The 26,492-nt window shown below is 63.2% G+C and carries 13 protein-coding genes and 1 pseudogene; 9 read left to right on the top strand and 5 right to left on the bottom strand.

Features of this window, described 5'->3' with window-relative positions; translation table 11 throughout:
• Nucleotides 1-21: 21 nt before the first annotated feature.
• A complete protein-coding gene (gene radA / locus SMCB_RS01170) occupies nucleotides 22-1,422 on the bottom strand; it encodes a DNA repair protein RadA (protein WP_045534458.1) in 1,401 nt (466 codons plus the stop codon).
• Nucleotides 1,423-1,467: 45 nt separating this feature from the next.
• Here radA and rodA point away from each other — a divergent pair, with 45 nt between their 5' ends.
• Complete coding sequence (rodA, locus tag SMCB_RS01165) at nucleotides 1,468-2,625, top strand: rod shape-determining protein RodA (protein ID WP_045534456.1); 1,158 nt, start codon at nucleotides 1,468-1,470, stop codon at nucleotides 2,623-2,625.
• A 50-nt stretch (nucleotides 2,626-2,675) separates the two neighbouring features.
• Nucleotides 2,676-4,136, top strand: coding sequence for a metalloprotease TldD (gene tldD / locus SMCB_RS01160; protein ID WP_045534454.1), 1,461 nt, complete (start codon nucleotides 2,676-2,678; stop codon nucleotides 4,134-4,136).
• A 104-nt stretch (nucleotides 4,137-4,240) separates the two neighbouring features.
• Here tldD and SMCB_RS01155 read toward each other — a convergent pair whose 3' ends face one another.
• The gene (locus SMCB_RS01155) at nucleotides 4,241-5,980 is read right to left on the bottom strand and encodes an alkaline phosphatase (RefSeq protein ID WP_052468360.1); all 1,740 of its coding nucleotides are present in this window, start codon (nucleotides 5,978-5,980) and stop codon (nucleotides 4,241-4,243) included.
• A gap of 186 nt (nucleotides 5,981-6,166) precedes the next feature.
• Nucleotides 6,167-6,670 (bottom strand): arsenate reductase ArsC, encoded by a 504-nt coding sequence (locus SMCB_RS01150; RefSeq protein ID WP_034114123.1) that lies wholly within the window; start codon nucleotides 6,668-6,670, stop codon nucleotides 6,167-6,169.
• Nucleotides 6,671-6,795: 125 nt separating this feature from the next.
• Between SMCB_RS01150 and SMCB_RS01145 the strand changes: the two genes are divergently transcribed.
• The 3 genes and pseudogenes from SMCB_RS01145 (at nucleotide 6,796) to SMCB_RS12060 (ending at nucleotide 8,642) form a co-directional block, all read left to right on the top strand.
• Nucleotides 6,796-6,987, top strand: a complete 192-nt coding sequence (locus SMCB_RS01145; RefSeq protein WP_034114121.1) for a YgaP family membrane protein — start codon at nucleotides 6,796-6,798, stop codon at nucleotides 6,985-6,987.
• Between the two features lie 283 nt (nucleotides 6,988-7,270).
• Nucleotides 7,271-7,411, top strand: a pseudogene (locus tag SMCB_RS13265) (hypothetical protein); the annotation flags it as partial.
• A gap of 466 nt (nucleotides 7,412-7,877) precedes the next feature.
• Nucleotides 7,878-8,642, top strand: coding sequence for a hypothetical protein (locus SMCB_RS12060; protein ID WP_052468359.1), 765 nt, complete (start codon nucleotides 7,878-7,880; stop codon nucleotides 8,640-8,642).
• Nucleotides 8,643-9,382: 740 nt separating this feature from the next.
• Here SMCB_RS12060 and istB read toward each other — a convergent pair.
• Both istB and istA read right to left on the bottom strand, forming a co-directional pair.
• Nucleotides 9,383-10,147 carry an IS21-like element helper ATPase IstB gene (istB, locus tag SMCB_RS01135; protein ID WP_045534452.1) on the bottom strand — a complete coding sequence of 255 codons (765 nt, stop codon included), beginning with the start codon at nucleotides 10,145-10,147 and terminating at the stop codon, nucleotides 9,383-9,385.
• Nucleotides 10,144-11,757, bottom strand: coding sequence for an IS21 family transposase (gene istA / locus SMCB_RS01130; RefSeq protein ID WP_045534450.1), 1,614 nt, complete (start codon nucleotides 11,755-11,757; stop codon nucleotides 10,144-10,146). The genes istB and istA overlap by 4 nt, the downstream gene beginning before the upstream one ends.
• Nucleotides 11,758-12,024: 267 nt before the next feature.
• Between istA and SMCB_RS01125 the strand changes: the two genes are divergently transcribed.
• From SMCB_RS01125 to SMCB_RS01110, 4 genes are all read left to right on the top strand, one after another.
• Nucleotides 12,025-17,349 carry a DEAD/DEAH box helicase gene (locus tag SMCB_RS01125; protein ID WP_045534448.1) on the top strand — a complete coding sequence of 1,775 codons (5,325 nt, stop codon included), beginning with the start codon at nucleotides 12,025-12,027 and terminating at the stop codon, nucleotides 17,347-17,349.
• 15 nt (nucleotides 17,350-17,364) lie between these two features.
• Nucleotides 17,365-20,199 (top strand): helicase-related protein, encoded by a 2,835-nt coding sequence (locus SMCB_RS01120; protein ID WP_045534446.1) that lies wholly within the window; start codon nucleotides 17,365-17,367, stop codon nucleotides 20,197-20,199.
• A 66-nt stretch (nucleotides 20,200-20,265) separates the two neighbouring features.
• Nucleotides 20,266-21,786, top strand: coding sequence for an ATP-binding protein (locus SMCB_RS01115; RefSeq protein ID WP_052468358.1), 1,521 nt, complete (start codon nucleotides 20,266-20,268; stop codon nucleotides 21,784-21,786).
• A gap of 16 nt (nucleotides 21,787-21,802) precedes the next feature.
• Nucleotides 21,803-26,491, top strand: coding sequence for an Eco57I restriction-modification methylase domain-containing protein (locus SMCB_RS01110; RefSeq protein ID WP_045534444.1), 4,689 nt, complete (start codon nucleotides 21,803-21,805; stop codon nucleotides 26,489-26,491).
• The last annotated feature ends 1 nt before the right edge of the window (nucleotide 26,492 follow it).

Here is a 26,492-nt window from a genome sequence, read left to right as displayed (position 1 = left end):
GCTGGGAGCCACCTGGGCTCATCAAAAGCCGCGCGCCAAGTCCAGCGCCTCTTCGATGCGCTCGACCGGGTGCAGCGTCATGCCGGCCAGCGCCTTGTTTTGCGCCAGATCTGACTTTTTGGGCATGTTGGCCTTGGGCAACAGAGCGGCCGTAAAACCCAGCTTGGCCGCTTCGCGCAGCCGCTCCTGCCCGCGCGGCGCCGGGCGCACCTCGCCCGCCAGCCCGACCTCGCCAAACGCCAAAAAACCCTGCGGCAAGGCGCGGTTGCGCAGCGACGAGGCGATCGCCAGCAGCACCGCCAGATCGGCCGCCGGCTCACTGATGCGCACCCCGCCCACGGCGTTAACAAACACGTCTTGGTCGCTGCACGACACCCCGGCGTGGCGGTGCAGCACCGCCAGCAGCATCGCCAGGCGCTCGCGCTCCAGCCCCACGCTCAGGCGGCGCGGGCTCGGGCCGCCGCTGTCCACCAGCGCCTGAATCTCGACCAGCAGCGGCCGCGTGCCCTCGAGCGTCACCAGCACGCAACTGCCAGGCACCGGCTGGCTGTGCTGGCTCAAAAAAATTGCGCTCGGGTTGCTCACGCCCTTGAGCCCGCGCTCGGTCATGGCAAAGACGCCGATCTCATTGACCGCGCCAAAGCGGTTTTTGATCGCCCGAATCAGCCGGTAGGGGCCGTGGCTGTCGCCCTCGAAATACAACACCGTATCGACCATGTGCTCGAGCACGCGCGGCCCGGCCAGCGTGCCCTCTTTGGTCACGTGCCCCACCAGCACGATGGCGCTGCCGCTGGCCTTGGCGGCGCGCGTCAGGTAGGCGGCGCACTCGCGCACCTGGGCCACCGAACCGGGCGCCGAGCTGAGCTGATCGGAGTACAGGGTCTGGATCGAGTCGATCACCGCCACCGCCGGGCGCTCGCGCGCCAGCGTGGCCAATATGGCCTCGAGCCCGATCTCGACCAGCACCGGCACGGGGCTGGCCGCCAGCCCAAGGCGGCGCGCGCGCAGGGCCACCTGGGCCGCGCTCTCTTCGCCGCTCACGTACAGCGTGGGCAGGCCTTGGCGTTGCATGGCGTCCAGCGCTTGCAGCAGCAGGGTCGATTTGCCGATGCCGGGGTCGCCACCGATCAGCACCACGCCCCCAGCCACGATGCCGCCGCCGAGCACGCGGTCCAGCTCCTCTTGCCCAGTGGGGGTGCGCGCGACCTCGCTGGCCTCAATATCGCAGATCGGCGCCAGTTCGGCCGCCGCCACCAACCCGGTAGGCCCCGCGGCACTAAGCCGGTTTTTGCCCGCCGTTTGCGGCTCGGGCGCGGTTTCGAGCAGGCTGTTCCAGGCCCCGCAGTGCGGGCATTTGCCGAGCCAGCGCGGCGTCGTGCCGCCGCATTGCTGGCAGCTGTAGTGGGACTTGTCTTTGGCCATGGGGCGCAATGTAACAGCGCCGCGCACAGAGGATAATGCGCCGCCATGGCCGTCGTGATCCAAAACCCTCCTTTGTGGCGCCGGGCCTTGCCGCTGGTGCAGGGCTTTGATGGCCCGCTGCTGCTGGCGATTGCGCTCCTGAGCACGCTCGGGCTGCTGGCCATGTATTCGGCCGCCTTCGAAATGCCAGGGCGCTTTGAGCTGCATGTGCGCAACCTGCTGATCGCCGCCGCCGCGCTGTTCGTGGTGGCGCAGATTCCGCCGCAGCGCTGGCTGGCGCTGGCTGCGCCGTTGTACGTGGGCGGCCTGCTGCTGTTGCTGGCGGTGGAACTGGTGGGGATCGAGCGCAATGGCTCGCAACGCTGGCTCGACCTTGGCTTCATCGTCATGCAACCGAGCGAGATCATGAAGCTGGCCATGCCGATGATGCTGGCTTGGTGGTTTCACAAACGCGAGGGCCAGCTGCATTGGCCCGATTTTTTGGTGGCTGGTGTGATCGTGGCCATGCCCACGGCGCTGATCATGAGCCAGCCCGACCTCGGCACCAGCCTGCTCATCGCCTCCTCGGGCCTGTTCGTGATCTACTTTGCCGGTTTGAGCTGGAAGCTGATCGTCCCGCCGGTGCTGCTGGGGCTGGCGGGCATCGTCACCTTGGTGGTGATGGAGCCGCACTGGTGCCAGCGCGGGGTGGACTGGGTGCTGCTGCACGACTACCAAAAGGTGCGCGTCTGCACCCTGCTCAACCCCACCGCCGACCCGCTGGGCAACGGCTTTCACATCATCCAGAGCATGATCGCCATCGGCTCGGGCGGGCTCTGGGGCCAAGGGCTGCTGCAAGGCACCCAGACCCAGCTCGACTTCGTGCTCGAGCGCACCACCGACTTCATTTTTGCCGCCTACGCCGAGGAATTTGGCTTTTTGGGTGTGCTGCTGCTGCTGGGAGCGTACTTTTATCTGGTCTGGCGCGGCCTCAAAATCGCCCTCGAAGCCCCGACCCTGTTCACCCGCCTGCTGGCCGGCGCGCTGACGCTGGTGCATTTTGTCTATGCCTTTGTGAACATCGGCATGGTCAGCGGCATTTTGCCGGTGGTCGGGCTGCCGCTGCCGTTCATGAGCTTTGGCGGCACGGCCATGCTCACGCTCGGCGCCAGCTTGGGGATTTTGCTCGCCATCGGGCGCTCCAAGCGGCTGCTGCAGTCCTAGACCTTACGCGCGCGCTGCAGCGGCGGGCGCAAGTTCCTACAATGGGGCCCATGATCGCACGCGAACCCACCCTGGCCCGGCTGGCCACTGCCCACAGCCTGTTGCTCGAACCCTACGGGCTCGACGAAACCCATCTGCGCCGCACCCTGAGCCTGCTCATGGCCCCCGGGGTCGATGACGCCGACCTCTACTTCCAATACACCCGCTCCGAGGGCTGGAGCCTCGAAGAAGGTATCGTCAAGAGCGGCAGCTTCAGCATCGACCAAGGCGTGGGCGTGCGCGCCGTGAGCGGCGACAAAACCGCCTTCGCCTACTCCGACGACCTGTCGTGGGCCGCCCTGCAAGACGCGGCGCAAAACGTGCGCAGCATCGGCGCCCAAGGGCAGCAGGGCCGCACCAAGGTGGGCGCGCGCAAAGTCGCCAAGGCGCGCTCGCTCTACCCCGAGCACGACCCGATCGCCAGCCTCGACAGCGCCGCCAAGGTGGCACTGCTCGAGCGCGTCGAGGCGCTGGCCAAGGCGCACGACCCACGCATCGTGCAGGTCATGGCCAGCCTGGCCAGCGAGTACGACGTGGTGCTGGTGGCGCGCGCCGACGGCACCCTGGCCGCCGACGTGCGCCCGTTGGTGCGCTTGTCGCTGACCGTGATCGCCGAACAGGGCGGGCGGCGCGAATCGGGTTCCTCTGGCGGTGGCGGCCGCTTTGGGCTGGCGCGCTTTGACGAAGCGCAGATCGCGCAGTATGTGAGCGAGGCGGTGCAGTCGGCCCTGACCAACCTCGAGAGCCGCCCCGCCCCGGCGGGCGAGATGACGGTGGTGCTGGGCCCCGGCTGGCCGGGCGTGCTGTTGCACGAGGCCGTGGGGCACGGGCTCGAGGGTGATTTCAACCGCAAAGGCTCAAGCGCCTTTGCCGGCCGCATCGGCAAGCGGGTGGCAGCCAAGGGCGTGACCGTGCTCGACGACGGCACCCTAGCGGACCGGCGCGGCTCGCTCAACATCGACGACGAAGGCTGCGCCAGCCAGCGCAACGTGCTGATCGAAGACGGCATTTTGCGCGGCTACCTGCAAGACAGCCTGAACGCGCGCCTCATGGGCGTGGGCCCCACCGGCAACGCCCGGCGCGAGAGCTACGCCCACCTGCCCATGCCGCGCATGACCAACACCTACATGCTGGCCGGCGACAAAGAGCCGCAAGAAATCATCGCCAGCATCAAGCGCGGCCTGTACGCCAGCAACTTTGGCGGCGGCCAAGTCGATATCACCAGCGGCAAGTTCGTCTTTAGCGCCAGCCAAGCGTGGTGGGTCGAAGACGGCAAGCTGCAATACCCGGTCAAGGGCGCCACCCTGGTGGGCAGCGGCCCCGAAGCGCTCAAAAAAGTGAGCCTGATCGGCAACGACCTCGCGCTCGACAGCGGCGTAGGCACCTGCGGCAAAGAAGGCCAGAGCCTGCCGGTGGGCGTGGGCCAGCCGACGCTGCGCATCGACGGGCTGACGGTGGGCGGCACGGCCTGAGCCTGAGCCTGAGCGCAACACCAAAAAAAACCGCCCACCCCATGCAGGAGCAGGCGGCATCAAGGCGTGGGCTAGAGCCCACGCGCTTTCCCGAAGCTAAAAAATCAACGCCCAGGCGCCTCGGTGGCGGTGGGGTAGTTGAGCATGCGGCCAAACAGGGTGGCGTGCTTGAGGCGATAGACGTCCACGTTGTCGAAGCGCTGGCTGAAGCGGCTGTTGAGCAGGCCGGCGTTTAGGCCGGCGGCGCGCGACAACACGCCGCCAAAGTAGTCGGCCGTGCCCGGCCAAGCGATGCCAAACTGCATCCGGTTGCCAAACTGATCCGGCTCGGTGACAAACATCGGCGACTGCCGGCCCTCGACGCCGTCGAGGAAGTTGTTGACCACCGCAGCGTCGGGGCCGGTGGCACCCGCAGGGATGGCCGACGACGGGTTGGTGGCCACGGAGGCCACGTTGTCGGGCGCGCGCCCGGCCGGCAGGATGTTGGTCGGGGGCGTGATGCCCGACACTTGGCCCGAAACCACCGTCATGCTGCCGGCGTCGCTGTCGGCAGCGGTGACGATCAGGGTACGCTCATTGCGGCGCAAAAAGTCTAGCGCTGCACCGATGGCGCGATCGGTGTCTTGCATGGCGTGCAACATGCCGATGGCGTTGGTGTTGTTGCCAAAGTTGTCGATCGACTCTTGCTCGGCCACGAGGAAGAAGCGGCGCTGCGCGGCTTGCGGGCGCTGTGCGGCGGCACGGCTCAGGATGGTGAGGGCGACCTCGGTCATCTCGGCAAAGGTGGGCGGGTTGAAGCCCGGCTCGGCGGCGTCGTGGTCGCCCCACAGCACCAGGCGGCTTTGCTTTTGCGGGCCCGCGCCGGTGGTGCCAGCCGCCATGCCCGCGCGCACGAAACCGCGGTTGATCAGGTCTTGCTCGTTGCGGTCGTTGAAGGTGTCTTGGAAGGCAAACAGGCCCAGCACGCGCGGGGCATAGCGCGGGTGGGCTTGCAGCGCTTGCTTGAGGCGCTCGAACTCGGCCCGGGTGCGCAGCACGATGAAATCGTCGCGCTGAGTCGGGTCGTTGCTCAGGTTGCCGCTGCCCATGGCGTTCCAGGCTGCGATCAGGTTGAGGTCGTCGGTGCGCAGGCTTTGGCGGCTGTTGACCGGGGCACGGCGCTCTTCGTTGACGTTGCGGTGCACGGTGGTGGTGCCCTGCGGCAGCGCGTCGGCCTCGCCACCGCCCATGATGACCCAAGGCGTGGTGTCGTTCATGCCGGGGCGGCCCAAAATCATCTGGCGCGTGATTTCCTGCCAGTTGTCGCGGTTGCCCACTTCGGCCAAGAAGGCGCCGGTGCCGGGCTCGCCGACGTGGCCGTCGTTGACCACCCCCACCGGGATGCCGGCGTTGGCGGCTTCGCGCATCACCGAGCCGCGAAAGCCCGACAGGCTGCGGATGGCGCGGTTGGTCGGCGGGTTGGCGTTGCCGTCGCCGTCCATGCCAAAGGAGCCAAAGGCATCAACCTTGTAGCCAAAGGCGTGCGTGGTGGCGCCAGCGTGCGAAGTGCCGTTGATCAGGTTGTGCATGTGGCCGCGATAGACCGCCATGTGGGGCAGGCGGTCTTTGTTGGAAATGCCGTCCAGACCGTGGAAGTACATGCGATGGGCATTCCAGTGGTTAAGCCCGGTGCCGTCGGGGTGAAAGAAGATCACGTTGCCGGTGGGCACCGCTTGCGTCATAGCAGCACGGCCTGGGTCGGCAGCCGGGGCGCGCGCCGCACTGGCCGCGCTGGCTGCAGCCACACCAGTGGCCAGCGCCAACACACAAGCGGCTGAAACCGCACGCAGATTCAAGTTAAACATCAATGCGCTCCTTGCGACACGATTTTTTGGGGGATGAAAAACGCACAAAACCCCGGCGCACCCGCAAGCAGCGCCGCATTGTTTTGCACCGTTTGGAGCGTAAAGCGAATTGATGAAAATTGCGTGACGCTTCAGCGTCAAAAGCGTGTCATGTGTCGGGGCAGATGGAGTGCTGGGCGCAATTGCTCATGGGGTTTTTTGTCCCAGGCGGCGCGCCTCGCTTTGCAACACCAAGCGGTCCACCCCAGACAGCGGCAGTTGCACCAGCAGCTCAAGCCGCTGGTGCAGTGCGTGCAGGGTCTGGCGGAAGGCCTCGCGTTGCTGCTCCACATCGCCTGCCGCCTTGGACGGATCCGGGTAGCTCCAGTGCGCTGTGGCGGGGTGCCCTGGCCAGACCGGGCACGACTCACCAGCAGCCATATCGCACACCGTGACCACCAAGTCCATCGCGGGCGCATCGGCGGCGCTGAACTCGGTCCAGCTCTTGCTGCGCAGCCCGTCGGTGGACACACTGGCCGCGCGCAGCACCTCGAGCGTCAGCGGGTGCGGCCGATGGTCAGCACGGGCTTGCGTGCCAGCCGAATAAGCCCGGAAACGATGCCCACCCAGATGGTTGAGCACCGCCTCGGCCATGATGGACCGCGCGGCGTTGTGGGTGCACAAAAACAGGACGTTGAGCGGCTTGATCATGGTCGTATCCCCTTGGCTGGTTGAGTGTGCTCGCCTAAGCCGCTCAAGTATAAAGACTGCGCCCTGAGCAAGGCCAGAATGGCTGTGCCAAAATGAAACGGTTTCGTTTATTCAGGAGAGCAGCAATGCAAACCAACGTAGGCAGCGCAGATCGTATCGTGCGCGTGGTGGGTGGGGTGGCGCTGATCGCGCTGGCCGCCACGGGCACCGTGGGCGCTTGGGGCTACATCGGCGTCGTGCCGATCCTGACTGCGGCAGTGGGCTGGTGCCCGGCTTATCTGCCCTTTGGCATCAACACCTGCAAGACCCGGGATTGATCGCCGGCGGGCGCTGGCAACAATGCAGCCAGCTCCTGAAAGCAAAAAGCCCAGCTAAGAAACTGGGCTGAGTGCTCGACTTTTTTGGCTCCCCGACCTGGGCTCGAACCAGGGACCTACGGATTAACAGTGCTTAACAAAGGCTGTGACGCCACCATCCGCGTCATCGCAAGTCTAATTATATCAAAATCTTACGCGAACCGGCGCGTCTGCCAGCCCAAAGTAGTAATGTCCCCTTTGCCCCAGATAAGAATGTCCCCTTTCATGTGTGAAGGGGCAGCGGATGGTGGTGCAAGCGAGGGTGATGATGAGTGTGCAGGAAGCCGAACGGTTGCTGGTGATACGGCGGGTATTAGGGCGAGAGCTGACGCAGGGTTTGGCTGCGCAGCAACTGGGTTTATCGGTGCGCCAAGTCAAGCGCTTGTGCCAAGGCGTGCGCAGCCTAGGGGCGCAGGCCGTGGTCAACAAGCTGCGCGGACAGCCCAGCAAGCGGCGCATAGGTCCTGAGCGCAAAGACGCCATCATGAGCTTGGTGCACGAGCACTATGCTGATTTTGGCCCGCAGCTGACCAGCGAGTACCTGCTCAGCCAGCACAGCCAGCGCATCAGCGCCGAGACCCTCAGAGGCTGGATGATCGAAGCGGGCTTGTGGAGGGCCAAGCAGCGCCGGCCAGTGCGCCAGCACAGCCCACGTGCGCGCCGAGAGCGCCTAGGCGAGCTGGTGCAAATCGACGGCAGCCACCACGACTGGTTCGAGGGGCGCTGCGACAAATGCTGCCTAATCGCCTTCATCGACGACGCCACCGGGCGGGTGCTGGCCGCGCGCTTTTCAGCGGCCGAGACCACGCAGGCGTACCTGGCGCTGCTGCAAGAGCACGTAGGCACCTTGGGTGCGCCGCTGGCCTACTACAGCGACCGCCACAGCATCAACACCCAAACACGACAGCGAAGACCCCGACCCGACCCAGTTCGAGCGTGCGCTGCTGCAACTGCGCATCGAGCCCATCTGCGCCCACAGCCCACAGGCCAAAGGCCGCGTGGAGCGGTTGTTCCAGACCTTGCAAGACCGGTTGTGCAAAGCCATGCGGTTGGCGGGCATCAGCACCATGCAAGACGCCAATGCGTGGCTGGGTGGTTACATCGCCCAGCACAACGCACGCTTTGCCATCCAGCCCCAAGCGCCTGAAGACGCCCACCGGCCCTATACAGGGACGCCAGAGGCGTTGGCGCGCATATGTGCGCGGCACCACCAGCGCCAGCTCAGTGCGCAGTTGTCGTGCCAGTTCGAGGGCAGTCAGTTGTGGATCACCCCGGGGCAGGCCCATGCGCCCAAAGCCAAGGCCAAGGTGGATATCGCCCAGTACGGCGACGGGCGGCTGGAGCTGCTCTACCGCGGCCAGCCCTTGGCTTACCAAGGCTACTTGGTGCACGAGCACCTGCGCCACAAGAAGGTGGCCGACGACAAGGAGGTCAACCAGCGTGTGGATGCGTTGAGCGCAGAGGATCGCAGAGCGCTTAAGGTCAGGGCGCAAGTCGAGATGCAAGACGCCATGCGCCAGCAGGGCATCTTGCAGCCCGACACCCACATCAGCCCGCCCCCGCTGGGGCAGGCCCGCTACGGGCTACGCCCTGCGCCAGCCTGCCCCAGCGGCTGAGTCTTGAGCACGCTTGGCCTCACAGCAAGGGGACATTTCTACTTTGTGCAAATAGGGGACATTTCTACTTTGGGTTGACACGCGAACCGGCGCGTCTTGCTCCGCAGTCGTCCGAAGCCCGCCGACGGCCCCATCGCTATCAACAGCGCTATCAAATGCTTTTGGCGGCGACGTCCCGTTTGTACCCATCTTGAGCCTCATGGCAAGAGCTTGGGCGCACCAGCAGCGGCAGGGTCGGTGGTCAGGTCGTCAGATAAACACCGTTCGCTGTATGTAAGGCTGCTGGAGGGGGCTCAACACACCGCGCGCAGCCATGGCACCGAGCGGGCATCGAGGGTGCAGCCCTGGGAGGAACGACCAGAGGGGCAGATGGGGCTGTGCAGCAACAGTCAAAGTCTAGTCGTGTCACAGCAGCTGCGTGTCTGTGACGCCCGTAATGACGCCGGCTCCGCCGTCCAGATTCATTTGGGTAAAACCTCGCTACCTGTCTTGCGGCGGGTGGGGGGAGTTTTGCCCAAAAATCAACCTCACCGCCGTCCATCTAGGGGCCCAGCCTAGGTCGAACTAGGCGTTGGTCTATAGTGGCTACAACTGGCTGAGAGTAGAAGCAGAAAAAAGATACGCGCAGCCAAGGAAAAAGCTTAAAAATATGTGTTCCTGCAGAAGCTCACACCCCCGATGGCCACCCCAAACTGCTCCACTTATGGCCGGTCAAACTGCTCCAGGCAGGACAGGGTGGATTATGACGATTCCGGGCTGATGGCTATGCGAGCGGCTGCCTCTTTGAGGCGGTAGCTCTTGCCCTCGAACTCCAGCATCGCGCAGCGGTGCATGAGCCGATCCAGGATTGTGCTGGCCATGGTGGCCTCGCCCAGGTATTTGCCCCAGTCCTGCACCACCCGGTTGGACGTGATGAGAACGGCGCGGCGCAGCTTGTAGCGCTGGTGCACGATGGCCTGTAGCACCTCGGCGGCATGCTCGCTGATGCGCCTAGCCAGGAACAGGTCATCGAGTACGAGCAGGTCCGTCTCGACCCAGTCCTTGAGCAGCTCGGTGCGCTCTGCCGTACTGGCCAACGCGTAACGGGCGAACTCGGTGTCGGCTTCTAGGTAACGCACGTCATAGCCCTGCAGCGTGGCCTGGTAGGCCACGGCCTTGGCCACATGGCTCTTGCCGGTGCCGGGCTTGCCAATGATCAGCGCGTTGGCACCCTCGCCGATGAACTTCAGGGTGTGCAACTCGAAGCAGGCGCTACGCGGTAGTTTCGGATTGAAACGCCAGTCAAAATCGGCCAGGCTGACCTTCTCATCCAGCCCGGATCGCTTGAAGCGGCGCTCGCTCAGGCGTGAGCGCCGACGGTCCAACTCGTCCTGAAGCATGGCAGCGAATGTTTCCAGGAACGGCTCCTGGGCGGCCTGGGCCTGCATCACGCGGGTCGACAGGGTCTCGGCAATGCCCGACAGGCGCAGCTCACGCAGAGCGCGTTCGATCTCGATCATGTTCATGGCTGAACTCCAGGTGCGATGTTGGTGTTGGTGGCGGCGGCGGCGTGCGCGAAGAGATCGCCGTACTCCTCAGCGTCTCGGATGAGCTCATGCTGCTGCGTCAGCGCGTGGGCACCGGCGGCGGGGGCACTGCTAGACTCGGCCTCAATGGCCGCCATCGCCTGGGCAAAGAGGGCTTCGGTCAGAGCCAGAACGCGCTTGTAGCTGTAGACCCCTTGCTCTAGGGCCTGAGCGCAGGCGGCATTGATGCAGTGCGCCGGGTAACGGCGCATAAGTCCCACAATGCCCCAGAGCTTGCGCTGGCCCACCCGGCCCTCGATGGCAAAGAGCAGCTCGCACAGCCGGCTGGCGTGTTCCCCGATCTCGCTGGCTTGGCGCAGGATCAGACGGGTCTCGCGGGAAGGATTGAACACCCGCTCATCCATGGGCAGCACCACCGTGCCAGGGCGCTGGGCCTTGGCGTGGGTGCGCAGCAAGGCACCTGAGGCCAGATCCCGGATCTCGATGCGCTTGGCGTAGATGCGCACCAGTACCTTCGATCCAATGGCGGCCGGGCGCGCGGCGTAGCTGCTGTGATCCACCCGCACACAGCTGTCGTCGCAGACGGTGCGCTCAGCCTCGTCGAAATACTGCATGCCCAGCAGCGGTAAGGGTTTGAGGTGAGACCGCTCTTCCTCGAACATGGCCTGCACCTGACGCCGCTCGGTGCCGTGGATGCGCTTGGCCGCCCAGTTCTTCTCCCAGTGCGTCAGGAACTCGTTCTGGGCCTCGATGGATTCAAAGCGTCGCCCCTTCAAGGCCGTGGCCTGGGTGTGGCCGATGGCGTGCTCCACCGTGCCCTTGCGGTTGGGGTCGCGCACCCGTGCCGGGTCGGCCACCACGGCGTAGTGCGCCAGCGTGGCGGCATAAACCTTGTTGAGCTCGGGCTCGTACAGGTCGGGTTTGATGACGCCTTCCTTGAGGTTGTCCAGCACCACGTACTGCGGACAGCCACCGAAGTAGCGAAAGGCCCGCTCGTGCAGCTCGGCCCAGATCTGGTGGCTGGACTTCCAGACCACGTACCGGAAACTGGCACGCGAGTGGCGCAGCGTGGCCACGAACAGGCGGGGTTTGCGGTATCGATCAGAACCCGGCACCAAGGTGTAGGCCCCCTCGCCGTAGTCCACCTGCATCTCCTCGCCAGGCAGGAAGGAAAGGCGGTCGAACTGCTCGGGCTCCTTTTGGCGCAGCTTGGCGCAGAACCGTTTGACCGAGTTGTACTGCCCGGTAAAGCCGTGTTGGTCGACCAGGTCCTGGTAGATGGCCATGGCGTTGCGCTTCAGACGCAACTGGGCTTCGATGAACTCGCGGTAGGGTTCGCACAGGGAGGTGGCCACCGGTGCCGGGGCAGCAGCAAACGCCGGTGGCCGGGGTGGGGAAGTTTGACTGGCCACAGTCTCAGAGCCGGTGGCCACCCCGGGGCAGTTTGCCCGCTCGGCAGCAAAGCGCTGTTGGTAGGTGCGGATGGTGTGGCGGGAAATTCCCGTGACCCGCTCGATCTCTCGCTGGCTGGCGTTGGCCCGTAGCAGAGTCCAGATGGTGGTTTGCAGATGTGGCTTCAAGACGTTCACTCCAGTGGTCCCCTCGTTGATGAGGGGGTGAAAGTAACGTCCTGCCCATCGGCCTTTAGGCGACCAACATGCCAAGCTCAATGCATCAGGTCACCCCCAGCCGGGTGGAGCAGTTTGGGTGGCCATAAGTGGGGCACTTTGGGTGGCCGCCGGGGGCTCACACTGACGAGTTCAGCTTCCAAGGCTGGACTTGATATAGTGAGCCAAGTGATTAAAAGTCAAGCGCCTTGGACTGCTTGGCTCAACTGAAAATGCGGGGAGCAAACTTTGAACGTTTTTGAGTTTCGCCAGAACCTAGTCAACGAGTACGCCGAGTTCACTCGAAGCTTCACGCGCATCAAGGCCGATGACATCCGTGCTTTCGTAGACACAGAGTACGCGTCCCAAAAGTACTGGCCAGAGCCTCTCGTCCAAGTCAATCCCAACTTTCAACCAGGCGGCACGGTCGAGTCCCTGTGCGAGGCGGGGCAGCTCAGTCAAGCCTGCGCCCAGATTTTCCGTTTCGGCAAAAGCGCAGCCTCGGCCGGCCATTCGTTGCCCCTGTACAAGCATCAGGTCGAAGCCATCAGCCTCGCTTCAGCAGGCGAAAGCTACGTCCTTACCACCGGCACAGGCTCTGGCAAGTCCCTCTCGTACTTCATCCCCATCATTGACCATTGCCTCAAAGCCAGGCAGGTCGACAAGACCCCTCGAACTCGAGCCATCGTGGTCTACCCGATGAACGCGTTGGCCAATAGCCAGCTCGAGGAGCTGAAAAAATTCCTCGGCGCTGACCCGGGCACCCGTCCAGTCACATTTGGCCGCTTCACGGGGCAAGAAAGCACCGAAGAGCGGGAGGCCGTGAAGGCCAATCCGCCGGACATCTTGCTGACCAACTTCATGATGCTGGAGTTGCTGCTCACCCGGCAAAACGCGATAGACCAGCAAGTCATTGCCAATGCCAAAGGACTCAAATTTTTGGTGCTGGACGAGCTGCACACCTACCGTGGCCGACAGGGTGCAGATGTGGCACTGCTCGTACGCCGGGTTCGAGAGACCTTGGCTGACCAGTTGGTCTGTATCGGAACGTCGGCCACCATGGCCACCGATGGCACTGAGGTGGAGCGCAATGCCAAGGTGGCAGAGGTGGCTAGTCGCTTGTTTGGCACCAAGATTCCGGTGACCAACATCATCACCGAAACGCTCAAGCGCACCACACCAGAGACTGAGACCCTCGAAACAGTCACCCCTAAGCTAGCGAAGGCCATCCAAGCAGGGGCACCCCAAGACCTCGATTTTGCTGCCATGGCGCAGCACCCAGTATCGATTTGGGTGGAGCTCACGCTGGGCTTGACCTACGAGAGCGGAAAACCCCGGCGCGCTAAGCCAAAAACCCTGGACGATGCTGCACAGTTGCTGGCAGATGCATCTGGGCTTGATAAAGCGCAATGCAGCGACTACCTGCAACGCTTCTTGCTCCGAGCCTACAACGTTCCAGACCCTTCGGGCAAGTCACTGTTCGCTTTCAAGCTGCACCAATTCATCTCTGGTGGGGGTAAGGTTTTTGCCACTCTGGAGGCCCCTGGCCACCGTACGGTCACGCTGGATGGTCAGCAATATGTCTCTGGCGACAGAAGCCGGAACCTCTACAAAGTCCACTTTTGTCGGGATTGTGGACAGGAGTACATCCCAGTTTGGGACCAAGACGCCGTAGAGGGGCGGACTTTCTCGGTCCGTAGCATCGAAGAGCGCGAGCACGAAGACGACGGTATCAAGGCCGGCTTCCTTATGCCCGATGTGGCCCGTGCCTGGGACGAGGCCAATCCCGAAAACTACCCCGAGACCTGGGTGGAAGAGCGCGCCGATGGTGAGTGGCGCGTGAAGCCTACTTACAAGAAATTTGTTCCCCAGGCGGTCAAAGTTTGGTCGGACGGTGTTCTGACTCACGAGGGCGGCTTATCTGCCTGGTTCATACCAGGCAGCTTCCGCTTCTGCTTGTCCTGTGGTGTGACCCACACCAGCAATGGAAAGGACGCGCTTAGGTTGACGTCATTGTCTGGCGAGGGCCGGAGTTCAGCGACCACCATGCTGACCTTGGCGTCATTGCGTTACCTGTACGAGCAAGACCATGAGCTGTCGCCCGAGGCCAAAAAGGTCCTGGGCTTCTCAGACAACCGCCAAGACGCTGCCTTGCAGGCGGGTCACTTCAACGACTTTCTGCAGGTTCTTCTAACCCGGGCAGCCTTGTTCTCTGCCTTGGAGGCGGCGCCGCAGCAAACCCTGTCAGAAAAAGATATTGCGAATGCGGTGTTTGAGGCCCTGGGCTTTCATCGCGACGACCATGCCGTCCGCGCTGAGTACATGCAGCAGCCCGAGGTCAAGGGCAACAGCCGTCGTCAGGTGCAAGACGCCATGCGGTCCATTCTGGGCTATCGGGCGTTTTACGACCTGCGTAGGGGCTGGCGCTTCAACAACCCCAACTTGGAACAGCTGGGGTTGATGCAAATCCAGTACCAAGACATTGATGACCTAGCCTCCGACGAACAGGAATGGAGCGAAGCCCCCCAGGTTCTTCGCGCGGCGAGGCCGGCGGAGCGAGCACATGTGCTGCGTTTGTTGTTTGGCTTCATGCGTGAGGGCTTGTGCGTAGCATCCCGCTACCTAGACCGCACGGAACTCGACCAGTTGCGCACCGTCAGCTTCGCTAACCTGTGCGAGCCCTGGGGATTTACCGAGGACGAGCGTCCGGTACCTGCCAAGTGGTTTGTCACCAGCCGCCCGAAAGACGACACCAACGCGCGTATCAAGCGGCAAAAGCTGGAGGAATACCTCGTCATCGGCTCCAGCCGTTCGCGCCTCGGCAAAGAGCTCAAAAAAGGCAGCACCTGGGTTGGTGGCAACCCCTACTACAAAGACATCAAGGACGCCAATTACGGCGATGTCATCTGGGCCTTACTCAAGGCGGCAGAAAGCTATGGCTTGGTCCGAAAGGAAGAAACCGACTTCGGGTTGGCGGGCTGGCAGCTCAATGGAAGTGCCATGCTGTGGACCATCGGTGACGGTACCGCTGGCCGCCAAGCCCATGAAAACGCGTTCTTCCGCAATCTCTACCGCAACATCGCCAAGCTGCTAAGTGAACCGGCGCACCGACTGTTCGATTTCGAAGCCCGCGAACACACGGCCCAGGTCGAACAAGGCGACCGCATGGAGCGTGAAGCGCGTTTCCGCTTTACCGACAAAGACCGGGAAGAGTGGCGAGCGAAGGAGGGGCATGAGCTCGAATGGCTGCCCGTGCTGTTCTGCTCACCCACTATGGAACTGGGCGTGGACATTTCCTCGCTCAACACGGTCTACATGCGCAACGTGCCGCCCACGCCGGCCAACTATGCTCAGCGCAGCGGTCGTGCAGGCCGTGCAGGGCAGCCTGCGTTGGTCATCACCTACTGTGCCAGTCAGTCGCCACACGACCAGTATTACTTCCGTGACCCTGTTCGCATGGTGCACGGTCAGGTCAACGCCCCAACACTGGATTTGGCCAATCGGGAGTTGGTGCAAAGCCATCTTCAAGCCATCTGGCTGGCCGAGACGGGCAAGAAGTTGGGCAACAGCATTCGCGACCTGCTCGACATGGAGAAGCCTCAGGACCTGCCGCTCACTACAGACCTGGCAGACGAGCTGTCCAAGCCAGCTGCCCAGCGCAAGGCCCACGAGCGCGGCTTGGCCGTGCTTGGCATGCTCAAAGACGAGCTCACGCCCGAGCGAGCTCCCTGGTTCACGCCGACCTGGCCAGAATCGGTATTTCAGCGCGCCTTCAACGAGTTCGACAAGTCGCTGGACCGCTGGCGTGACCTTTATAAGGCTACTGCTCAAGCCATCGAACTCAACTACAAGAAAGAAAACAACCCCGCAGCCAGCGAGCGTGAGCGGCGTGAGGCTCAGCAGCGCCACAACGAGGCCCGCAAGCAGCGCGACCTGCTGCTGGCAGGTGACAGCGCCTTCAACAGCGATTTCTACACCTACCGCTACCTGGCCAGTCAGGGTTTCCTGCCGGGATACAACTTCCCACGCCTGCCGCTGATGGCCTACATTCCGGCTCGCCGCGGCAACATCGGGCGCGAGAGCTTCCTGTCTCGCCCCCGCTTCCTAGCCTTGAGCGAATTTGGTCCGTACAGCCTGATTTATCACGAAGGCAGCCAGTACAGGGTCACCAAAGCCTTGCTCACCATCAGTGGGCAGGACCAGGTGGCCGACGGCGCCAAGTTGCCCACCGAGGTGGCGCGCTTGTGCCCCATGTGTGGTTATGGCCATTTCCGTACCCAGCGGGATGCCGACCGCTGTGTGTCCTGTGGCGCATCCTTGGACGGCGCAGAAGAGGTCAAGAACCTCTACCGCATCGAAAACGTCTCCACCAAGCGGGCGGAGCGCATCACCGCCAACGAAGAAGAGCGGATGCGCCAGGGTTACGAAATGCAGACCACCCTGCAGTTCGCTCAGGCCGACGGTAAGTTGCAAATGGTCACTTCCATCGTCTCCGATGAGCAAGGCCCATTGCTGGAGCTCCAGTACGGCCCTGCGGCGACCATCTGGCGTATGAACTACGGCTGGAAGCGGCGCAAGGACAAAAAGGTTCTCGGGTTCATGATTAACCCTGTCACCGGGCACTGGGTCGGTGGCGAAAACGAAGCCGGAGATGGTGAAGGCGAGGATGCGCCGCCAGATAAAACCCCGCCCCAACGCATCGTGCCCTTCGTGGAAGACCGCCGCAACATCCTGGTGGTGATGCCGCACCACCGTTTGGGTGTGCTGGAAGAGTCCACCATGACCACCTTGCAGTACGCCTTGAAGCGCGGCATTGAGGCGGTCTATCAGTTAGAGGAAAGCGAACTCGTGGCTGAGCCGCTGCCCGGGCGCAGCAACCGCCAATCGATTCTGTTCTTCGAGGCGGCAGAGGGCGGCGCAGGCGTCCTCACGCGCATCGCCACCGAACCTCTAGCCCTGCGGGCGGTAGCGGCAGAAGCGCTAAGCATCATGCACTTTCGCAAGGGGTCCGAAGGCACGGGTTGGACGAAGTCCGAACTCACCCAGGAACTGGACGAGCACGGTCAACCGATGTGCGAGGCAGGCTGCTACCGCTGCCTGCTGTCGTACTACAACCAGCCCGACCATCCGTTGATTGACCGCCAGGACAAGCAGGCTGGCGGTCAATTGCTCGACATCCTGTGCCGGCTGACCGAATCCACCTCGGCGCTAGGCTCCCAGGGCCGTGCGCCTGAGCAACACAGCGCGGAGCTAGAACGCTCGTCTTCCAGCTCATTGGAAAAGGCCTGGCTTGCTCATGTGGAGGCACACGGCTACCTCAAGCCCGACCGGGCGCAGCACACACTGACCGCTGCCGGGGTCAATGCCGATTTTTATTACGACGACTACAGCCTAGCGGTATTCATCGACGGCCCCCACCACGACTCCGACAGCCAAAAGGCCAAGGATGCTGAAGCCAACCGCAAACTGGAAGACTTGGGGCTTATAGTCGTGCGGTTTCCCAAAGAACAAGAGCAGTGGCCTTCCATCTTCAAAGCCAACGCTGACCTGTTTGGTCTTGGCATGAACAACTGAACCTGAGCAACCTGAATGAACGCCCCCGTTGCTGAGTTTTACCCTGGCAATCTCGTCTCAGCCCGTGGCCGCGAATGGATAGTGCTGCCCGAATCCACCACCGACACTTTGCGCCTTCGCCCACTGGGTGGCGGCGAAAAAGACGAGTCCCTCATCTACCTGCCGCTGGAGCGCCAACCTGTCGGTCCGGCCACCTTTCCATGGCCCACGGTCGAGCAAGCCCGTAACCACTCGGCCAGCCAGTTGTTGATGGACGCCCTGCAGCTCAAGCTTCGCAGTGGTGCTGGCCCGTTCCGCAGTTTTGGCAACATCGCGGTGGAACCCCGTGCCTACCAGTTGGTGCCACTGTTGATGGCTATGAAGCAGAGCACCGTACGCCTGCTGATTGCCGACGACGTGGGTATCGGCAAGACCATCGAGGGCAGCCTGATTGCCCGCGAAATGCTCGACCGTGGCGAAATCCAGCGCATGGCCGTGCTGTGCCCGCCCCACCTGTGCGAACAGTGGCAACGCGAACTGGAAGAACGCTTCCACATCCAGGCCGTGGTGGTGCGAACCAGCTCCGCTACCCGGCTGGAAAGAGACCTGCCCCCGGGCACATCGGTGTTCGACGCCCACCCCTTTACCGTGGTCAGTCTGGACTACATCAAGTCCGAACGCCGCCGCGAGGCGTTTCAGCGCTTCTGCCCTGAATTCGTCATCGTGGACGAAGCCCACACCTGCACCCAAGGGGGCCAGGGTCGTCAGCAGCGATACCAACTGCTCAAAGGCCTCGCTGAAAACACCCAGCGTCACATGGTGCTGCTCACCGCTACACCACACAGCGGCGACGAAGACGCCTTCTTCAACCTGTTGGGCCTGTTGCGTACCGATTTCACCCAGCTGAAAGACCTGCCGCCTAGCGCCCGTACCGACTTGCGCGAAGACCTGTCGCGCCATTTCGTCCAGCGCCGCCGCCCGGACATTGCCGAATGGCAGGACTCAAGCATGTTCCCCGACCGCAAGACAGCGGAAATCACCTACCGCCTGACGGGTGCTTGGGGACAACTGTTCAATGATGTGCTCGACTACGCCCGCGAGCTGGTGGAGCGGTCTGAAGGCAAAGGCCAGCGCGAACAGCGCATGAACTGGTGGGCCGCCTTGGCCCTGTTGCGTTGCATTTCCTCATCGCCACAAGCAGCGGTCAACGCCTTGCGTACCCGTCTCAAAAGTGGCCAGCAAGAGGATGACGACCTGTCGTTGGAGGAGCTGGAAGCCCAAGCCAGCGAACGTGTCATGGACGGCCTAGACGACGCCTTGTCCACCGACGACATCGAACCAGCAGCCCAAACCGAAGACACCGCCCGTTTGCAAGACCTCATTGCCGCCGCCGACAAACTGGCCGGCGCCGCCAACGACCCCAAGCTGGCCAAGCTCTACGACCACCTGCAAGGCCTGGTCAAAGAAGGCTTCCAGCCCGTGGTGTTCTGCCGCTACATCGCCACAGCCCACTACCTGGCCGATTTCCTTCGGGGCAAGTTCAAACATGCCACGGTCAAGGCCGTGACCGGTGAACTCACCCCTGGCGAACGCGAAGCCGCAGTGGCCGAACTGGGCGACACCGAGCAACGCATCCTGGTCGCCACCGACTGCTTGTCGGAGGGTATCAACCTCCAAAGCCTGTTCACGGCGGTGGTGCACTACGACCTGAGCTGGAACCCCACCCGCCACGAACAGCGGGAGGGCCGTGTGGACCGTTTTGGTCAGCAGGCCAAAGAGGTGCGCAGCACCATGCTGTACGGCGAAGACAACCCGGTCGATGGCGCGGTGCTTCAGGTCATCCTGCGCAAGGCTGAGAGCATCCGCAAAGAGCTGGGTGTGTTGGTGCCCATGCCCGACGACGAAGGCAAGCTCACCCAGGCTTTGCTCAACGCCGTGCTGCTGCGCAAGCACAACACGGTGGGGAAGCAAGCCCAAATCGGCTTTGATTTTGGCGAGCCTGCACAGCAGATTGAAACGGCCTGGCAAAGCGCCCGCGAAAAGGCCGCCAAGAACCGCTCCATCTTTGCTCAGCGCCGCTTGAAGCCAGAAGACGTGCTGCCCGAATGGCGCAAGTCCGCAGCCGTACTGGGCGGACCAGAAGAGGTTCAACGCTTCGTCATCCGCGCCATGTCCAAACTCGGCGCAGGTCTGGAAGCCTACAAAAGCCACTTCAAGGCGCCGCTGGGCGAGTTACCACTTGCCTTGAAAGAACGCTTGGCTGCCGAAGGCATGGCGGGCACCATCCGTATCGACTTCAAACAACCTGCCGCCCAAGGTGCTGTGCTCATCCAGCGCACCCACCCGTTGGTGGCGGCCTTGGCCGATACCCTGCTGGAGCAGGCTCTAGACAGCCAGAACGAGGACGCCGATGGCGTGGCCCGTGCAGGCGCCGCCTTTGTGGGCAACGTCACGCTCAAAACCACGGTGCTGCTGCTGCGCCTGCGTCACCAGCTCAGCGTCACCCGCGAAGGCAACACCCGGCTCATGCTGTGTGAAGAAACCGTGGCTGTCAGTGCAGCGGGCACAGCGGGTCTGGCTGAACTCAGTCTCAACGAAGCCCGTACCTTGCTGGGTACCGAAGCCGTTCGCAACATGCCCCCCGTTATTCGCGACCGCCACATCCAGCAAGCGGTCGAGAGCCTGCCCGGCTGGCAGGGCGCCCTGGAAGACATCGCCAAAGCCCGTGCTCAAGCCCTCTTGGCCGACCACCGACGCGTGCGTGAAGCCGCCGAGGCCCGCGGCAGCTACCAAGTCACCGCCAGCTTGCCGGTGGATGTGATGGGGGTTTATGTGCTGGTGCCAGCACAACCGACGCGTGAACCTACTTAATAAACCATTGATAAATAAATAAATATAGCCGAAAATCAAATAGCAATAAACAAATCATCTTAATCTATGACCTGGAAATTTTACGGCCGCAACACCGAGCTGCAGAGCATGCGCAAGCTGCTGTCTCAGCCCCGCTGGTTCTTTTGCGCCATCAGCGGTCGACGTCGGATTGGCAAAACGTCGCTCATCCGCGAAGCCTTGCAATCGTTACCACAGGCCCGCCAGGCGGTGTACCTGCAAGTCCCCGACAGTGACGAGCGCGACGTCGTCTCGGTGTTTGCCGATGCGCTCAAAGCCGCGGCCCCACTGGGTTTACCCCCTGAGGTCCAGCCGGCCCAGCTGCGCCGGTTCTCGGACATGGCCAAGGCTATCGGTGTCCTGTGCCGTGCTGGCTGGGTCGTCATCCTGGATGAGTTCCAGTATTTCAACCGCAAGTCGCTGTCGGCTTTCACCTCGTTGCTGCAGGCCGAGGTGGACCAGCTCACCGGTAGTGCCCAAGGCGGTGTCTTTGTCCTAGGCTCCATCCACACCGAAATGACGGCGCTGCTCGAAGACCGCGGCTCCCCGCTCTACGCGCGGGTGACCGACCGCATGGCGCTCGACCACTGGGACTTTCGTACCCTGTTCGACGTGTTTGATGACCAGTACGTGACCGAGCCCGAAGACTGGCTGAGTTTGTGGGGTCTGTTCGAGGGAGTGCCCAAGTTCTACCGCGACTGCTCCAATCAGAACGTTTTTGCCGACCAGGCCCAAGCCTCGCAGCCGCACCTGGGTATGCGGGCCGTCCAAGCCTTGTTCTTCTCCGCCTCGGCCCCCTTGGCCGAAGAAGCCGGTACCTGGTTCATGCGAGAGTTGCGTGGTGCCAGCGTGTCCATCCTGCGCCTGCTGGCCCAGCAGCAGCCGTGTGCCCACCAGCAGCTCAGCGACGCCTACCAGCACAGCACTGGCGACGAAAAACCCATTGCCAACTACCTCAATACCCTGATTGACCGCTACCGGCTCATTGAACGGCAGCAACCCGTGTTTGCCCAAACCACCGGCAGTCGCCAGGCACGCTACCAAATAAGCGACAACTTTCTGGCCGCCTGGTTGGCGGCGGTAGAGCCGGGGGTACAAGCCGCCAGGGTGCAGCCCCTTGCCAGGGCCCTGACCATCACGTCCAGCAAACTGGCCACCCACGAAGGGCATGTGTTTGAGCGCATGGTGCGCAAACTCATGGCCGAAGCCTCACGCCGGGATGTGGGGGATTTTGCCTTGACCGACATGGTCACGGGCTACTGGAACCGCCCCCGCGACTCGACGAGGCTGATTGAAATCGACATCGTTGCCGTCAACAACGACAACCAAACCGTGCGATTTGGCAGCTGCAAGCGTTCGGAAACCAAACACGACCGCGCTTCATTGGCCAAAACCGAACAGCACATCCACGACTTTCTGGCCACCAGCAGTGGCAAACGCTTCAAATACTGGAAGCAGGAAAAAGCTCTCTACGCCCCACGGTTCTCAGCCGACCACCGCAAGGCCCTGCAGCAACAGGGCTGGACTTGCGTGGACTTGATGGACTACCGCACCTGGCTGTGCACCTAATCTTTGCCACGCCTTCATGTCACGCCCCACCAAGCGCACCGCCACCCAACTGGCCTACACCGCCATCCGAATCGAGGGCGGCCTGATTCCGGCCGAAGAGCTCACCCGCTTGACCGCCCTGGCTGCGCCCGAGGCCACCGAGCAGACCGAGGCGTATTACGACATCCCCAAAGGTCTGAAGCTGCGCGATGAAATCGCGCGCCATTTCAAAATTGCCCAGCACCTGTGGCAAGACTTCCAGCAGCAGCGCATACGGCAAGACGCTCGCGCCCACCAGGTCACCGAATTCGGTTGGTTGCTGCCCCTGTGTCGCCACGTGTTGGGCATGGGCGACCTCACCAGTGTGAGCAGCGTGGCAGCAACCAGTGGCCAGCAAGCCTACAACATAGGCCATGCCGCCTTGGGTGGCCGCTTGCCCGTCATCATGGCCGGCCACGACCAACCGCTGGACCAAGCCGCCGAACGCTTTGGTGACACCAACCCCGAGACCGGCCGCACCCGCAAACGCAGCCCCTACATGCTGGCGCAAGAGGCGCTCAACGCCTCTGACAAAGCGCTGTGGGCCATCGTCACCAACGGGCTGAAGCTGCGCATCCTGCGCGACAACCCCAGCCTGACCCGCCCGGCCTACGTGGAGGTGGACCTCGAGGCCATCTTCACCGAAGAGCTGTACGCCGACTTCACCGCTTTCTGGTTGCTTGCCCACGCCAGCCGCTTTGGCAAAACCCTGCCCAGCGGCACCGCGACCGAACCCACCGACTGCCCCTGGGAGCGGTGGCGCAACGCCGGCCAAAAGAGCGGCGAAACGGTTCGCATGAACCTGCGCTTCCAAGTGGAAAAGGCCTTGCGTAGCTTGGGCACCGGATTCGTCAGCCACCCGGCCAATGCCGACCTGCGCGCCCAACTGCAACACCCCGACACCAGCAGCGCCACCAAGCAGGCCTTCTTCGAAGAATTGCTCAGCTTGGTGTACCGCTTCATCTTCCTGGCCACGGTAGAAGACCGCACCGACCCCAGCACGGGCCGCTCGCTCATCTTCACGCCCGACTCCACCAAAGAGCAGCAGCAACGCTACTGGCAAGGCTACAGCCTCACCTGGCTGCGCGAGCGTGCCGTGCGCCGCAGCGCTCACGATACCCACAGCGACCTGTGGCGAGCCCTCAGCATCACCTTCAACGGCCTCGCCACCGGCCAGCCCGCCCTGGGGTTGCCTGCCTTGGGTGGGCTGTTCGCCACCGAGCAGTGCCCCTTGCTCAACGGGTCGCACATCGACAACCGCCACCTGCTAGCCGCCGTGTTTGAGCTGGGCTTCTTCCGCCAGCCCACGGGCCTGACCCGCGTCAACTACCGCGACATGGGCGCCGAAGAACTGGGCAGCGTGTACGAAAGCCTGCTGGAGCTGGTGCCCGACCTGCAACACCTGAGCCAGCCCCATGCCGCCCGCTTGGCCTTTGTGGGCGATGACGACGATGCCAGCAACAAAGGCAACGCCCGCAAGCTCACCGGCAGCTACTACACGCCCGACAGCCTGGTGCAGGAACTCATCAAGAGCGCGCTGGAGCCGGTGATTGAGCAAACCCTGCAAACCAACCCCACCAATCCGGTGCAGGCCCTGCTAGCGCTCACCGTGTGCGACCCGGCCTGCGGCAGTGGCCACTTTCTGCTGGCCGCCGCTCGCCGTTTGGCAGACGAAGTGGCCAATCTGCGCGCCGCTGCCAACGGCGGCGCCCCCACACCGGCCGACTACCGCCACGCCCTGCGTGACGTGGTGGGCCATTGCATCTACGGAGTTGACAAAAACCCCATGGCCATTGCCCTGGCCAAAACCGCTCTGTGGCTAGAAGCCTACACCCCCGACCGGCCCCTCACCTTCATCGACCACCACCTGCAAGTGGGCGATGCGCTGCTGGGCGTGCTGGACCCCAAAATTCTGGAACACGGCATCCCCGACGAAGCCTATGCTGTGCTCAGCGGCGACGACAAAGCCACCGCCGCCGCCCTGAAGAAGCAAAACAAAGCCGAGCTGAAAAGCTGGAAGCAAGTGGTGGCCAGCGACCTGTTTGCCGCCACCACGCTGGTGCAAGACGCCAATGCCGTGGAACACCTGGCCGACGACACGCTGGACGGCATTGCCGCCAAGCGCAGCGCTTGGGCCCACGCTCACCAGCAAGCGGAGCAAAGCACCCTAGCCAAGCTGGCCGATACCTACGTGGCCGCATTTTTGGCCCCCAAAGTGCCGCAAGGCCAGGGGAAAATTCCGCTGTCGGGCCACCTGTGGAGCTTGCTGCACCCCAACCCGCACCACGCGGCCAAGCCCGAGCTGGCCGAGGCCGCGCACGACCTGTGCCGCACTCACAGCGTGTTCCACTGGTGGTTGGCCTTTCCGCAAGTGGCGGCCAAGGGCGGGTTTGCTGTCATGCTGGGCAACCCGCCGTGGGAGCGCATCAAGCTGCAAGAAGAAGAGTTCTTTGCCACCCGAAGCCCCTTGGTGGCCGCCGCCAAAAACAAGGCCGAACGGGCCAAGCGCATCGAACTGCTGCGCCAGGGCCTGTTGCTGCACACCCTGTACCCCGACGTGGAAGCCGCCGAAGGCTTGAGCCCACCCAACCGGGCTGAGATGCGTTTGCACGAAGAGTTCATCGCTGCCCGCCGTGGGGCCGAAGCCGCCAGCCTGTACGCGCACGACAGTGGCCGCTACCCACTCACCGGCGTGGGCGACGTCAACACCTACGCCCTGTTTGCCGAAAGCCTGTTCCAGCTCACCGCCCCGCAGGGCCGCGCGGGCTTCATCGTGCCCACCGGCATCGCCACCGACGATTCCACAAAAGCCTACTTCGGCCATGTGTCGCAAACGGGGAGATTGGTCAGTCTGGTGGACTTTGAAAACAGCGACGCCATCTTCCCGGCCGTCCACCGAAGCTACAAATTCAGCCTGATGACACTGGGAGCCGCCGAGGTTTCAGAATTCGTCTGCTTTGCCACCCAGGTGCCGCAGGTGACCGACGCCCGCCGCCGCTTCACCCTCACGCCCGACGAATTCCGCCTCATCAACCCCAACACCCGCACCTGCCCGGTGTTCCGCAGCCAGCGCGACGCCGAGCTGACCAAAAAACTCTACCGCGCCGCGCCTGTGCTCATCCGCGAGGCCGAATGGGATGGCGAGGGCAAACACGCCCGCTGCATCGCGCCCGAAGACAACCCGTGGGGCATTCGTTTTTCAACGATGTTCCACATGTCCAACGACAGCCACCTCTTTGCCGACAACCCAGCCGACGCAGACGCCGGCAACGCACCCAAGCGCCTGCCGCTGTACGAGGCAAAGATGATTCACCAGTTCGACCACCGCTGGGCGACATACGTGGACAACCCGGACAAACCCAACGGCCTAGACACCGACGACGTGACCCGGGCGCAGAAAGCCGACCCCGCCTTCACCGTACGCCCCCGCTACTGGGTGGACGAGCGCGAGGTGCTGGCCCGCATCGCCCGCGTGCCCAGCCGTGTGGCCAACGCCTGGTTGGCCTTCAAAACCGCCACCGATGCTGCCTTGAGCGACGAAGGCGGGGACGACGAGCTGGCGGCGCTGGCCACTTGCCGCACCACCTTGACCTTGGCCGTGGCGCAGTGGGTGGCCGGCGCACTGCTGCGAGCGCGTGCCGAAGGCATGGCCCACGCGCCCTCGCCATCAGCATCGGTCACAGCCAACTTGTTTGCCGCACCTGCTATCGACGAGGCGGCCAGCACCCCAGCGGGAATCGCCACCAGCCCCTTGGCCTGCCTGACCAACGCCGCCACCGCTTGGGCACTGACACAGCAAGCGGAAGCCCAGATGGCCAAGCAACACCGCCGGTTGGCCGACGCCCTAAAAGCCGACGGCACCACCGGCAAAAAAGCCCTGCCGCTGTTCCAGAAATGGGCGCTGCAAGACGACCGGGCCCAAGGTCTGGGCCTGAGTGCCGACGAACTCGCCCAATTGGCAGCCCTGCAAGGCCCCGACAGCAAAGGCTTTGAACTGCAGTGGTTGGACGTCTGGATGGACCGGCGTAGCCCTAGGTGGTTGATGGGGTGGCGCGGCATCGCACGGACAACTGACGAACGCAGTGTGATTCCATCTGTTATGCCTCGTGCGGGTATGGGGAACAGCATCCATATCGTCACACCGTCTCACGTTCACTCCGCAGCCTTGGTCAGCGGGCTTGTGGGAAATGTGACTTCCCTCGTATTTGATTTCGTGGCGCGACAAAAGATTGGTGGCGCGAACTTCAATTTCTTCATCCCGAAACAGCTCCCCGTCCTACCCCCCAACCGCTACACCCCCACCGACTTGGCCTACATCGTCCCGCGTGTGCTGGAGCTCACCCACACCGCCCACGACATGCAAGCCTGGGCCGACGACCTGCTGGCCGCCTTGCCCAGCGCCGACCCGCGCCCGCCCGAGCAACACGGCACGCCACTGCCCCCATTCCCTTGGAACGCCAATCGCCGCGCCCAACTGCGCGCCGAACTCGACGCCTACTACGCCCGCCTGTACGGCCTCACACGCGACGAACTCCGCTACATCCTCGACCCCGCCGATATGATGGGCGACGACTACCCCAGCGAAACCTTCCGCGTCCTCAAAAACAACGAGCTGCGCGAGTTTGGCGAGTACCGAACACAACGGCTGGTGCTGGCGGCGTGGGATGTTTTGAACTCCGGTAGGTGAC

This window comes from Serpentinimonas maccroryi (assembly GCF_000828915.1).
Taxonomy (GTDB): Bacteria; Pseudomonadota; Gammaproteobacteria; order Burkholderiales; family Burkholderiaceae_C; genus Serpentinimonas; species Serpentinimonas maccroryi.
Note: the sequence above shows the minus strand (reverse complement) of the source record. Positions and strands in the feature narration are given on the sequence as shown.